The sequence below is a fragment of the Intrasporangium sp. Soil_C_50 genome (genome assembly GCF_057656595.1).
In genome coordinates, this window is the sequence record NZ_JBDGKB010000013.1 from 51,470 (window position 1) to 64,199 (window position 12,730).

Here is a 12,730-nt window from a genome sequence, read left to right on the forward strand (position 1 = left end):
GGCCGGGGTCCCGCTGGGGGCGGGTTGTTGGCAGGATGGCCCGGTGGAGATCGCGACCGGGTTGCTGGCGATCGCCGCGACCGTCCTCGGCGGGGCGTGGCTGGCCGACCGGCTGCGCCTGCCCGCCCCCCTCGTCCTCATCCTCGTGGGCATCCTCGGGTCCTACCTGCCGTTCGTCCCGCAGGTCGTCCTGACGCCCGAGGTGGTGCTCCTCGGCATCCTGCCGCCGCTGCTCTACGCCGCCGCGATCCAGACCTCGCTCGTCGACGTCCGTACGTACAAGGGCACGATCCTGTCGCTCTCGGTCGGCCTCGTGCTATTCACCGCCCTCGTCGTGGCGCTCTTCCTGCAGCAGGTGCTCGGCCTCGCCTTCGCGGTGGCCTTCGCCATCGGCGCGGTCGTCGCGCCGCCCGACGCCGTGGCAGCCACCGCGGTGGGGCGTCAGATCGGGCTGCCCCGCCGCCTCGTGACCATCCTCGAGGGCGAGTCCCTCGTCAACGACGCGACCGCCCTCGTCGCGCTGAGCACCGCGCTCGCCGCGGCCGGGCTCGCCACCGGGGGCCGTGTCGTCACGGTCACGTTCGGTGGCGTCGTCGGGCAGTTCCTCTGGGCGTCGGTCGGCGGGGCCGCGATCGGGTTCGTCGTGTCGCTCGTCGTCGTGTGGCTGCGCAGATGGTTCTCCACCGAGCCGGCCTTCGACACGGTCCTGTCGTTCATGGTGCCGTTCGCCGCCTACGTGCCGGCGGAAGAGCTGCACGCATCGGGCGTCATCGCCGTCGTCACCGCCGGGCTCGTCCTCGGCCACCGCTCGCCCCGGTCGCAGACCGGGGCCTCACGCCTCGCCGAGCGGATCAACTGGGGCTCGATCCAGTTCCTCCTCGAGAACACGGTGTTCCTCCTCATCGGCCTGCAGGTGTTCTACGTCATCGAGAAGGTGCGCGCCTCGACGCTGTCGTGGGGCACCATCGCCTGGGCGGCCTTCGGGACGCTCCTCGTCGTGCTCCTCGCCCGACCGGTGTGGATCTTCCCGTTCCGATGGCTCAAGGCCACCGTGCTGCGGCTCGAGGCGCCGTCGCCGTGGTCGCACACGGCCGTCCTGTCGTGGGCCGGCATGCGCGGCGTCGTGACGCTGGCGGCAGCCCTGCTGCTGCCGCCACAGACGCCGCACCGGGAGGTGCTCGTGCTCGTCGCGGTCGTCGTCACCGTGGGGACGCTGCTCATCCAGGGCACGACGCTCCCCGGCCTCGCGCGTCGGCTCGGGGTGCGCGGACCGGACCCGCGGGAGGACGCGCTGCAGGCGGCGACCGTGCTCCAGGCCGCGACGCGAGCCGGGCTCGACGCGCTCGACGCCATGCCCGACGTCGACGAGGTGACCCGCGCGACGCTGCGCGAGCGCGCCGACGACCGGCTCAACCAGATGTGGGAGCGCCTCGGCCCCCGCGGCGTGGACGTCGTCGAGACGCCGAGCGAGCGGTACGTGCGCGCCCGGATGGCGATGCTGCAGGCCGAGCGCGACGAGGTGCTGCGCCTGCGCGACGAGGGCCGCGCCGACCAAGCGGTGCTCCGCGTCGTCCTGGGCGCGCTTGACCTCGAGGAGACGATGCTCGAGCGCATCGACGACCAGCAGGAACGACTGGCAGAGAGCGAGATGTTGCCCGTGGAGACCATCGAGGCCCCGTGCGAGCACCTGGAGGACACCGACTCGTGCGCCGAGCCTCGCACGCCCGAGGGCTGCGAGGAGTGCCTGCGCAACGGCACGACGTGGGTGCACCTGCGCCTGTGCCTCCAGTGCGGGCACGTCGGCTGCTGCGACTCCTCGGAGTTCAAGCACGCGACGGCGCACTTCCACGAGACGCAGCACCCGGTCATGCGCTCGATCGAGCCGGGGGAGACGTGGCGCTGGTGCTTCGTCGACGAGGTCGTCGGCTGATGCCGCGGGTGGTTCAGCCGGCGTGCCCGGCCAGCAGGCTCAGGAACGCGGCGCCGTACTTCTCCGCCTTGACCGGCCCGATGCCGTTCACCGTGAGCAGCGCGGCCTTGCTGCTCGGTCGGGCATTCACCAGCTCCCACAGCGTGCGGTCGGGCAGCACGACGTAGGCCGGCACGCCTTCGGCGTCGGCGATCGACCGGCGCTCGCTGCGCAGCAGCTCGAAGAGCGCCCGGTCGGCCGGGCCGACCCCGGCCTCGGTCGCGCCCCTGCTCGAGCGCGAGCCCGACGACGAACGGCTGCGTGCCGGCAGGGCCGAGAGCCGGCGCAGCTCGACCTTCTCGACGCCGTCGAGGATCGGACGAGCCTCCTGCGAGATGGTGAGGGCGCCCATCCGGCCCGGGTCCGGCACGAGCACCGCGCGAGCGACGAGCTGGCGTATGACTGAGCGCCACTCGCGGTCGGCGAGGTCGCTGCCCACCCCGAAGGTCGGCAGCTGATCGTGCTCCCAGCTCACGACCTTGTCCGTGCGCTTGCCGAGCAGCACGTCGATGACGTGCCCGGCGCCGAAGCGCTGACCGGTGCGGATCACGGCCGAGAGCACCTTCTGCGCGGGCACGGTGGCGTCCCACAGCTGTGGCGGCTCCGAGCACGTGTCGCAGTTGCCGCAGTCGCCGGACTCCTCGTCGAAGTAGGCCAGCAGCAGACGCCGACGGCACGAGGAGGCCTCGGCGTACGCGAGCATGGAGTCGAGCTTCATCGAGTCGACGCGCTGGTGCTCGGGGCTGCCGTCGGACCTCATGATGAACGAGCGCTGCTGCACGACGTCGGCCAGGCCGTAGGCCATCCACGCCACTGCAGGCTCGCCGTCGCGGCCGGCCCGCCCGGTCTCCTGGTAGTAGCCCTCGAGGCTCTTCGGGAGGTCGACGTGCGCGACGAAGCGCACGTCGGGCTTGTCGATGCCCATGCCGAAGGCGATGGTCGCCACGACAATCACGCCCTCGTCACGACGGAACCGTTGCTGGGCGGCGGCCCTCGCCTCGTTGGGCAGGCCGGCGTGGTAGGCGATCGCGTCGTAGCCCTGCTGGCGCAGGAACGTCGAGATCTCGTCGGTGCGCTTGCGCGACTGGCAGTAGACGATGCCGGCGGAGCCGCGGAAGCCCGCACCGTCGTTCCCGCCCTCTAGAAAACGCAACAGCTGGGCTCGAGCGTCGCTCTTCTCCTCGACGACGTAACGGATGTTGGGGCGGTCGAAGCTCGAGACGAACTCCGCGGCGCCGTCGAGGCGCAGCCGCTGGTGGATCTCGCGGCGGGTGAGCGCGTCGGCGGTGGCGGTCAGCGCGATGCGCGGCACGCCGGGGAACCGGGCAGTGACCTCCGCGATGCGGAGGTACTCGGGCCGGAAGTCGTGGCCCCACTGCGACACGCAGTGCGCCTCGTCGATGGCGAAGAGTGCGATGCCGGCGCCCGCGGCCGCGTCGTCGAGCAGGCTCTGGAACGACGGCATGAGCAGGCGCTCGGGCGCCACGTAGAGCAGGTCGAGGCGGCCGTCGCGCACATCCCGGCGGACGGCGTCGGACTCCTCGGCGGACGACGTGGAGTTCCAGAAGGCCGCTCGCACACCGAGCAGGCGCAGCGCCTCGACCTGGTCGTGCATGAGCGCGATGAGCGGCGAGACGACGATGCCGACGCCGGGCCGCACGAGTGCGGGCAGCTGGTAGCACAGGGACTTGCCGCCCCCGGTGGGCATCAGGACGACGGTGTCGTGCCCCGCGACGACGCGGTCGACGATGGCCAGCTGGGCGCCGCGAAACGAGCTGAAACCGAAGACGTCGTGCAGCACGCGGCCTGCGGCGCCGTCGTCGCGCGGGCGCTCGTCCGCCGCGACGGGTGCCTCGCCCGTCACCTCGGCATCGACGACCTCGAGCTCGGACCCGACCAGCTGCTTCTCCATGACCCGGCGAGCGTACCCGTCACTGCCGACCGGCCTCAGGTGAGACGCTGCGTGACCGTGTTCGTGCCCGTCGACGGGTCGTGCGCCACGGTCGTCGTGGCGCCCTGCACGAGCGCGAAGAACGGCGCGACGTGACCGCACTCGACGTCGGCGATGATCGGCAGGCCCAGCATGCCGAGGGCGTCGCGGACGGCGTCGTGCTGCGTGAAACCGTTCGACTCGGGCGCGTTGGTGCGTGACACGAGGACGCCGTTCGCAGCGTCGAAGAAGCCGCGCAGGCGCATCGCGTGCAGCGCGCGGCAGATGTCGTAGGAAGCCCACTCCGCGATGTCGAGCAGGACGACGAGCCCGTCCGGGGCGTGCTGTGCCGCAAAGGCGTTGGCGTCGCCGTACGTGCCGCCGGCGAGGAAGCTGATCGTCTCGACACAGCCGCCGACGAGGCGTCCGGAGAAGCGTGCGGACTCGCCCTCGTGCCCGGGGTCGATGCGGGTCCACGTGCCGCGTCCGTCGAGGGTCATCTGCGAGACCGTGGGGTTGCCGGCGTAGTCGTCCCAGCCGCTGGAGCGGAACCGGCCGGGGGAGCGCTGCGCCAGCTCGTCGCCCGGCGTCGCCGCCGCGACGTCGACCCAGTGGAGGATGCCGGCGGGCAGCTCGTACGGGGTGTCCATGAGGTTCTGTCCGTGGATCGTCGCGATGCCCGTGGTGAGGGTGAGCGGCGTCAGCCACGTCGACGTGTCGGAGAAGCCCACGCACCACGTCGGCTCGGCGGCGGCCACGGCGTCGAGGTCGAGCAGGTCGAGCAGGTCGATGCCGGTCTCGCCGCCCCACGGCGGTACGACCGCGCGAATCGTCGGGTCGAGCAGCATCGCCATGAGCTCGGCGGCGCGCGCCTCGCGGGGGCCGCTCACGTGGCTCGGGGCGTGGTTGAGCTCACCGACGACGACGTCGAAACCGCGGTCGCGCAGGCAATGGACGGCGTGGTCGAACCGACCCCGGAGGGCGTCGGACACGCCGGAGCTCGGCGACGTCACGCCGATCCGGTCGCCGGGGCACAGGGGAGCGGGGTAGCGGATCGGCATGGCCGACATGGTGCCAGCCGTGCCGACCCGCCACACCCGGGTTTCGGTCGTGTCAGGCCTTCGCGGCGGCGAAGCCCTGCTCGAGGTCGGCGACGATGTCGTCGATGTGCTCGATGCCGACCGAGAGGCGCACGAGTCCGGGCGTGACGCCCGCGGCGAGCCGGTCCGCGTCGGGCCCCTGGGAGTGCGTCGTCGACGCCGGGTGGATGACGAGCGAGCGGACGTCGCCGATGTTGGCGACGTGGCTGTGCAGCGTCAGTGCCTCGACGAACTTCCTGCCCGCCTCGAGGCCGCCCGCGATCTCGAACGACAGGACGGCGCCGGCTCCGCGAGGGGCGTACTTCCGGGCCGTCGCGTAGGAGGGGCTGTCGGGCAGCGATGCCCAGACGACCCGCTCCACCTGCTCGTGGCCCTGCAGGTACGCGGCCACCTTGGCGGCGTTCTCGAGGTGGCGTTCGATCCGCAGGGACAGCGTCTCGAGGCCCTGCGCGATGAGGAACGCGTTGAACGGTGCGGCAGAAGGACCGAGATCGCGCAACAGCTGGACCCGGGCCTTGAGGATGTAGGCGAGGTTGGCGCCGAGGGGGCTGCCGACGCCGAGGTCCCGCGCGAAGACGAGACCGTGGTAGCTCTCCTCCGGGGTGTTGTAGTTCGGGAACTTCTCGGGGTCCGAGGCGTAGTCGAACCGGCCCGCGTCGACGATGACGCCGGCGATCGACGTGCCGTGCCCGCCGAGGTACTTCGTCGCGGAGTGCACGACGACGTCGGCGCCCCACTCGATGGGCCGGATGACGTACGGCGTCGCGATGGTGTTGTCGACGACGAGCGGCACGCCGTTCTCGTGGGCCAGCGCCGCGACCGCCTCGATGTCGAGAACCTCGGCCTTGGGGTTGGCGATGGTCTCGCCGAAGAAGGCCTTGGTGTTGGGGCGCACGGCGGCGCGCCACGCGTCGATCGAGGTGGGGTCCTCGACGAAGCTCACCTCGATCCCGAGCTTGGGGAAGGTGAACTTCAGCAGGTTGACGGTTCCGCCGTAGAGGCTGGGTGACGCGACGATGTGGTCGCCGGCCTCGGCGACGTTGAGCAGTGCGAGGGTCGTGGCGGACTGGCCCGACGCGACGAGGAGCGCGCCGACGCCGCCCTCGAGCGCGGCGATGCGCTGTTCGACGACGTCGGTCGTCGGGTTCATGATCCGCGTGTAGATGTTGCCGAACTCCTTGAGCCCGAACAGATTTGCGGCGTGGTCCGTGTCGTTGAAGACGTAGCTCGTCGTCTGGTAGATCGGCAGGGCTCGCGCCCCGGTAGCGCTGTCGGCGGACTGCCCGGCGTGGATCTGCTGGGTCTCGAAGGACCACTTCGGCTCGGTCATCGGTCGTTCTCCTCGTTCGGTCGGTGACCGGGTGCCCCGTGGACGGGTCCGGCGCACCGACGGGTCGGTGCGGGAGAGGGAGTCTCCGCGCTTGCCCGCGCGCCGGCTGGCGACGACGGGCCAGGTCCTCACCCGGGGCACCCCGCCGCGGTGGGAGGGTTGCCGGCCAGCGAGCCGGGGCTTGACGCTGACACTCATGACCTAACGGCGAGTGTACGGACGCCTGTCCGCGACGTGGGAGCGCATGTCCTCATCGTGGACGCGTCGGCGTGGCCTGCCGCTGGAAGTGCGCCACGGCGGAGCCGGCGCGGCGACCGTGGTGTCGATCACTAGGACGTCCTACTAATCCGAACCGGCGAGTAGGATCGCCGCCGTGAGCACGAATGCCGAGTTCGACCTGTTCCGGACCAGCGAGGACCACGAGGCCCTGCGAGAGGCGATCCGGGCGATCGCCGAGGACAAGATCGCCCCGTACGCCGCCGCGGTCGACGAGGAGGCGCGCTACCCGCAGGAGGCGCACGACGCCCTCGTCGCGTCCGACTTCTTCGCCCCCCACGTGCCCGAGGAGTACGACGGCGTCGGCGCCGACGCGCTCGCCACGTGCATCGTCATCGAGGAGGTCGCTCGCGTCGACGCGTCGGCCTCGCTCATCCCGGCCGTCAACAAGCTCGGCTCGCTGCCGCTGATCCTCGACGGCAGTGACGACCTCAAGCAGCGGTACCTGCCGCCGCTCGCGCAGGGCAGGACGACGTTCTCCTACGGCCTGTCCGAGCGCGAGGCCGGGTCGGACACCGCGTCGATGAAGTGCCGTGCGCGCCAAGAGGGCGACGGCTGGGTGCTGAACGGCCAGAAGTCGTGGATCACGAACGCCGGTGTCTCCGAGTACTACACGGTGCTCGCCGTCACCGACCCTGACGGCCCGCGCGGCGGCAACGTCACGGCGTTCGTCGTCGAGAAGTCCGACGAGGGCTTCACGTTCGGTGAGAAGGAGCGCAAGCTCGGCATCAAGGGCAGCCCGACGCGCGAGCTGCACTTCGACAACGTCCGCATCCCGGGCGACCGGGTCGTCGGGCAGGTCGGCGACGGCCTCAAGATCGCGCTGCGCACGCTCGACCACACCCGCGTCACGATCGGCGCGCAGGCCGTCGGCATCGCCCAGGGTGCGCTCGACCAGGCCCTCGCGTACGTCAAGGAGCGCAAGCAGTTCGGCAAGCACATCGCCGACTTCCAGGGCATCCAGTTCATGCTCGCCGACATGGCGATGGAGCTCGAGGCCGCGCGCCAGATGGTCTACGTCGCCGCCGCGAAGAGCGAGCGCGGCGACAAGGACCTCTCCTTCTTCGGCGCGGCTGCCAAGTGCTTCGCCTCCGACGTCGCGATGAAGGTGACGACCGACGCCGTCCAGCTGCTCGGCGGCGCCGGCTACACGCGCGACTTCCCGCTCGAGCGGATGATGCGCGACGCCAAGATCACCCAGATCTACGAGGGCACCAACCAGGTCCAGCGCATCGTGATGGCAAGGCAGCTCCTGAAGTGGACGGACCGGCGTTAGCGCAGGTCAGCGGCATCGTACCGGCCGCTGAGGACGGAAAAGGATCCCGCTTGCGTCCCGGGGCGAGGTTGATCGGGGCATCGTTCGGCACTCATCAGAACGCGCTGTGTGACAGCTATGTGACAGACCGGCGGCCGCAGCATTCGCCGGGTGAGGCGACTTGGCGATCGCATACGGGCGGCCGCTAGTCGTGATCGACGTCGCTGCCGGCCAGGAGGTCGTCCAGGTCGTCGAACAGGCCGTCCAACGTTTCCTCAGGCAGCGGGTGGTCGTAGCCGTTGGAGTAGACGTACCGCAGTTGGGCCGCGGCGCGGGCGAGGCTTCCCCCGACGTGGAGGGGTTCGCGAATGCTGGTGAGGGCGAGGTGCCACCACAGGAGGGCGAACTCGCGCGGAGTCAGGGTACTTACGGCAACTCGCTGGTCGTCCAGCGTGGGTCTGCCAAGGCGGTCGCCCTGCGCGTCGCGCATTTCCTCCCAGGTGTCCCATCCCTGCGCGATGGCTTTGAGGTCGTCGGTGAGTTCTTCACCGAGGTACTCGGCGACCGTCCACACGGTTCCGCTGCGGATGAGGGCGCGCCGGCGCCGGGCGGGCCAGTGTGGGTACCGCTGGGTGATGAGGGGCATCAGTACGTGTAGGGTGGCTCGGTCGATGCGGGATCCGGTGAGGCAGGCGACGGCCTCGGCGATGTCGACGGGGTCTGGTTGGGTGATGTGCCGCCCGTGGAGTTGTGCGATGACGAGTTCGATGCGCTTTTGTTCGTTCGCGGCGGCGGTTTCGATGCACCACCGCAGGCAGGCGCGGATGACGTCGATCGTCATGTGTTCGATGAGGCCGTCGGCGATGAGAACGAGCCCGAGCACTTGCCACGGACGACCGCGGGCGGAGTTGGCGGCTAGCGTTGCCGCGATCTCGCGGGTCTCATCCGGGTGGGTGGCTACGTTCCCGCGCGCCCCGAGGTGCAGGACGAGTGCGCGCGGGAGGAGGCCGTGCTGGCGCCACCGTTCGAGCTGGTTCCGAGAGCAGGGAAAGCCCTCCTCGGCAAGGTGGTTGAGGAGATCCTGGTCGGCCTGTGACAGTGCGGAGCGGGGCACGAGGCCAGTGTGTCAGTCCCCCGCAATGAGGCGTACAGAACGGCTGGTGATGGGCCGTACGGTCGGGGCAGTTGACGCGACCAGCAGGGGAGCGTCACGGCGTGAAGGAGTTGCGAGATGAGTCTTTCGACGATGGCCCGGGTAGTAGTGGACGTGGCGGTCGACATCGTTCGCGCGGTGCTGGGGGAGGTCGGCACGGCGCTGCTGGCCAAGGCGCTGGACTTCGTGTCCGGGCTGGTGGACCGTGCTGTCGCGTTCCTGATGGGCAAGCGCCAGTCCGCGTCCGCGTCGGCGGGGACGGGTGCACAGAAGGTGGCCGAGTCGGTGGTGGACACCCTCGTCGCGGCCTTGGGCCGGGCGCAGGCTGAGCTGCTGCGGCTCCGGGGCTCGCTGACGGTCGACGACGTCTCGGGCGTGTTCGCCCGGACACTGGCGCCCGCCGCCTTGCCTGCGTGACATGGCTTACGCCCTCGGGTGCCCTGCCGGCTCGCCCGGCAGGGCACCCGAGGGCACCGAGGGCAGCTTGCGCCCACTCACTGACGGTCACACGGCGCCCGTTGGTGCAATCGCCACGCGCTGGCTGTCGCCGAAGGGCTCGAGAACGCCGTGCGTCTGGAATGTCGAGCATCTCCCTTGCGGCACACGTCACCGGCGCTTGTTGGTGCGCACACCGACGGGGACGGTCTGTCCCTCGAGCCGCAGGCTGCCGCCCGGTCCGCGGTTGGTCCATGACGACAGGTAAGACTGCGGAAACTGGGTGACCGGCCACTCATCATGCTGCGCCGGTGCGCGCCGGCAGCGTCGGCACATGACGCCGAACCCGCTGGCGGCTACCTCGGGTAGGAGGGCGACGTGGTCGGCGTGGCGCCGACCACGGCAACGGTCGTGCGGGCACGGGATGGCCTTGACCCTGGTCTTGGACGTGTCCGCGTAGACCAAGTAGCGCGGGCGTGTGAAGCCGCCGGAGCGCCGTTGCGGCCTGGCGAGCTCGCGGATCTCGGCCTCGGTGTGGCCGAGTGCGAGGGCGACATCGAGGACGGGAAGGCCGTGACGACGGGTCTCGGTGTCTGCGGTAAGCATGTCTAGGGCGTGCTGGATCCATGTCGTGTCGTCGGGTACCGCTGCGTCGCCCCATGACAGCTGGGGGTCGAGGTAGGTGCGGCGGAGCAGCTGCGTGTAGGCGCTGTCCGGCTGGGCGCCGTCGACGGCAGCCAGGTGGGCGTAGATGCTGCGGCGCACCTCATTCAGGGGGTGGTCAACGAGGGCGCACTTGGCGCCCCGGGCCGTGACAGCCTGGCTGACGAGCCACGGCATGACCCTGCGCTTGAGGAGGCCGGCGCGGCTGACGCCGAGCAGTTCGGAGACCGCGGTGAGGTCACGGCCCTCTTCGAAGAGGTAGCGCACGACGGTGCTGGTGTTCGCGAGCGCCTTGCCCGTCCGCGTGCGGACGTTGCTCACCGTGCCGGTGAGCGGTAGCGCGACCGTCCGCCGGTGGCGAGGGGGAGGAGTGCGTTGCAGGACCACGCGATGTCGTCGCCGCTCGCCTGGAACTGCCAGTCGACGAGGTGCTCGTCGCAGAGCAGTCCGAGGCGCGCGCTGCCGGAGCCGTTGTCCCGTGAGGCTCGTTCGAGCCCGACGACGAGGTAAGCGGCGAGGCTCACGTCGCCGGCGTCCTGTCGGCTGGCCCGTTCATGGCTATCGCGTTGCTCCTTGAGCTGGCGCGCGAGCCGGTCCGCGTCCGCGGCGAGGGCGTCGGCCCGCGCGGCGACCTCGCTCGCCTGATCGGCGTACGCATCTGCCTCGCGGTCGTTGCCCGCGATGCTGGCACGGGCGGCAAGGGATCGGTGTCCTTGGGCCTCCTTGCGGAGCTCGTCTGCCTCATGCCGCAGCCGGGTGAGCTTGCTCGTGTGGGCCGCGAACTCGTCGACCGGCGACGCAGTGGCGGCCACCTCCCGGACCGATGCCACCGTGGACGGGTCGAGCAGGGTGCGCACCGCGGCGTCCAGGTGGTGGGCTACTGAACCGGACAGCTCGCTGAGGCTGCCGGTCGCCGCGATGTGGTCCCTCTTGTTCTCCCCGTGGCCGAAGAAGCTCCATCCCTTGCGGGGACGCTCGCTGATTGAGGCGCGGCGGAAGAGGACGATGAAGTTGGCCTTCCCGGAGTTGTTGCAGCGGGCTTCCACGCCCCACTGGGTCGCCTCGTCCGCATACATGCTCCCGGCCTGGCCTGGGTCGACGCTCCAGTTCTCGAACCTCTGCAGGGCGCGGCGCGCCACGTGCTGGTGCGCCCGGCCGCCCGTCGGCTCCTTGGGCTTCCGCAGCTCGCGCAGCAGTCGTGCCCCCACCTCGCGGCAGGTTGTGTCTGCGATGCCGAAGCTTGCGACTTCCACCCCGTCGGGGTTGACCGGCCACGCCCACGGTTCGGACAGCACGTCGAACCACCCCTTCTCGTCGCGGTCGTCCTTGTACTGAGCAGGGATGCCGTCGAGGACGATGTTGCGTCCGCGAATGTCGTTCTTCAGGCGTCGGAAGTAGCGGCCGGTGCGGACGAGCTCGACCTTGGCCAGGTAGAGCCTGGTGTCGGCGTCGAACACCTCTCTCGGGTCCTCGCCCGCCAGGTACCGTGCAACTGCCTGCTCTGACGGGGCAACCCGTGGGCGGTAGCTGCTGCGGACGAAGACGCTCTTGACCGCGTCGTAGCTGCCTTGGTCGTCTCCCGCAAGGTCGGCGTAGGTGTTGTCCAGGTCCGTGTGGTCCCGCCGGCGCATCGGGCCTTCCTCCTCGAAGGCGATCAGGCGCGTGGCCAAGCTCTTGTACGTCTCACCGGCGGCGTGGGCGTCGTAGAGGGCCCGTAGGACCGGGATCATCGCCGGGTCCGATTCCGGGATGAGACCGCGCTCGCCCTCCGTGACCGGTCGGCCGTGGTGGTCCTTCTTGTGGTGCCAGCCGTGGGGCATCTGCGTCTCGGAGATTGCGGCGCCGCCGAGCTTGTACTTCATGAGGCGCTTGCCGGTGAGCTTGCGTCGCCTCATCGGGTCGTCGTTGCCGCTGACCATCCCGAGCGCGCTGAGCGCGAGCCAGTCTCCGGACTGTGTGGGGTCGAAGCGCTGGCCGCCGAAGTGCATGGCGATGGCTCGCGTCTTGTGCTTGCCGGTGATGGCGGCCCAGTCCACCTCGTCTCGTCCGGCTCGGGTGACGTCTTCGGCAAACCGCGACGCGCGCAGGGAGGGGTAGTGGTTGAGCACCCCGAGCATGAGGCGGGTGACGCCGTTCTCGTCCTCGCCGTCCTCTCGAGGGATGTGCTTCTGGGTGGTGGACAGCGTGATGTTGAAGAAGATGGTGTCGCCCACCGCAACCACGGCGGCGACAGGGGTGTCTCCGGTGGCGTTGTGGTGCAGGTCAGCCAACGTGAGCCAGACGATGCCGAACCGGGCGCCCACGTCTGGCTGCTGGGGATCCCATGCGCTCTCCGGGAACTGGCTGATGGTGGCGATGTGGGGGTTAGGTGCGTAGGTGCTGCAGTGGGCTGCACGCTGCCCGGCCACGCCGACGAGGTCGCCCTGGACGGAGAACCGGATCCAGTCGGAGTGGGTGGGCGTGCAGTCGGGCAACTTGGCGGCGAGGCGGTGGTAGACCTTGCGGTCGGTGTACAGGTTCAACAGGGCTCCTCGGGTTGGGTGCCCGGTACCGTGCCGGCGACCACCTCTGGCGCAATCGGACCGATGTAGAACCTCACGCCCACCGAGATGGACGCCC

The 12,730-nt window shown here is 70.4% G+C and carries 9 protein-coding genes and 1 riboswitch; of the genes, 3 read left to right on the forward strand and 6 right to left on the reverse strand.

Features of this window, described 5'->3' with window-relative positions:
• Positions 1–43: 43 nt before the first annotated feature.
• Positions 44–1,930 (forward strand): Na+/H+ antiporter, encoded by a 1,887-nt coding sequence (locus AC3A5R_RS19310; RefSeq protein ID WP_487622393.1) that lies wholly within the window; start codon positions 44–46, stop codon positions 1,928–1,930.
• A 13-nt stretch (positions 1,931–1,943) separates the two neighbouring features.
• Here AC3A5R_RS19310 and recQ read toward each other — a convergent pair whose 3' ends face one another.
• Genes recQ through AC3A5R_RS19325 form a run of 3 tightly spaced genes read right to left on the reverse strand, consistent with a single transcriptional unit; the run spans position 1,944 to position 6,329 of the window.
• On the reverse strand, positions 1,944–3,881 hold the full coding sequence (gene recQ / locus AC3A5R_RS19315) for a DNA helicase RecQ (RefSeq protein ID WP_487622394.1): 1,938 nt from the start codon (positions 3,879–3,881) through the stop codon (positions 1,944–1,946).
• A 35-nt stretch (positions 3,882–3,916) separates the two neighbouring features.
• On the reverse strand, positions 3,917–4,960 hold the full coding sequence (locus AC3A5R_RS19320) for an LD-carboxypeptidase (RefSeq protein ID WP_487622395.1): 1,044 nt from the start codon (positions 4,958–4,960) through the stop codon (positions 3,917–3,919).
• 52 nt (positions 4,961–5,012) lie between these two features.
• Positions 5,013–6,329, reverse strand: coding sequence for a bifunctional o-acetylhomoserine/o-acetylserine sulfhydrylase (locus AC3A5R_RS19325; RefSeq protein WP_487622396.1), 1,317 nt, complete (start codon positions 6,327–6,329; stop codon positions 5,013–5,015).
• A gap of 82 nt (positions 6,330–6,411) precedes the next feature.
• A riboswitch (SAM riboswitch) is annotated at positions 6,412–6,531 on the reverse strand.
• Between the two features lie 171 nt (positions 6,532–6,702).
• Between AC3A5R_RS19325 and AC3A5R_RS19330 the strand changes: the two genes are divergently transcribed.
• A complete protein-coding gene (locus tag AC3A5R_RS19330) occupies positions 6,703–7,881 on the forward strand; it encodes an acyl-CoA dehydrogenase family protein (RefSeq protein ID WP_487622397.1) in 1,179 nt (392 codons plus the stop codon).
• Between the two features lie 184 nt (positions 7,882–8,065).
• Here the strand turns inward: AC3A5R_RS19330 and AC3A5R_RS19335 are convergent, their stop codons facing one another.
• Positions 8,066–8,974: a hypothetical protein gene (locus tag AC3A5R_RS19335; protein WP_487622398.1), complete on the reverse strand. Its 909-nt coding sequence runs from the start codon at positions 8,972–8,974 to the stop codon at positions 8,066–8,068.
• A 117-nt stretch (positions 8,975–9,091) separates the two neighbouring features.
• On the opposite strand from AC3A5R_RS19335, the gene AC3A5R_RS19340 reads away from it, so the two are divergent.
• Entirely contained in the window at positions 9,092–9,430 is a 339-nt protein-coding gene (locus AC3A5R_RS19340) for a hypothetical protein (RefSeq protein WP_487622399.1), read from the forward strand.
• Positions 9,431–9,619: 189 nt separating this feature from the next.
• Here the strand turns inward: AC3A5R_RS19340 and AC3A5R_RS19345 are convergent, their stop codons facing one another.
• Positions 9,620–10,432 carry a hypothetical protein gene (locus AC3A5R_RS19345; protein ID WP_487622400.1) on the reverse strand — a complete coding sequence of 271 codons (813 nt, stop codon included), beginning with the start codon at positions 10,430–10,432 and terminating at the stop codon, positions 9,620–9,622.
• Positions 10,429–12,633: a hypothetical protein gene (locus AC3A5R_RS19350; RefSeq protein WP_487622401.1), complete on the reverse strand. Its 2,205-nt coding sequence runs from the start codon at positions 12,631–12,633 to the stop codon at positions 10,429–10,431. Before AC3A5R_RS19350 ends, AC3A5R_RS19345 begins: the two co-directional genes overlap by 4 nt.
• Positions 12,634–12,730: the final 97 nt, after the last annotated feature.

Coding starts and splice junctions, on each gene's coding strand:
- recQ (WP_487622394.1), bottom strand. CDS start 3,881: ATGGAGAAGCAGCTGGTCGGGTCCGAGCTCGAGGTCGTCGATGCCGAG.
- AC3A5R_RS19320 (WP_487622395.1), bottom strand. CDS start 4,960: ATGCCGATCCGCTACCCCGCTCCCCTGTGCCCCGGCGACCGGATCGGC.
- AC3A5R_RS19325 (WP_487622396.1), bottom strand. CDS start 6,329: ATGACCGAGCCGAAGTGGTCCTTCGAGACCCAGCAGATCCACGCCGGG.
- AC3A5R_RS19340 (WP_487622399.1), top strand. CDS start 9,092: ATGAGTCTTTCGACGATGGCCCGGGTAGTAGTGGACGTGGCGGTCGAC.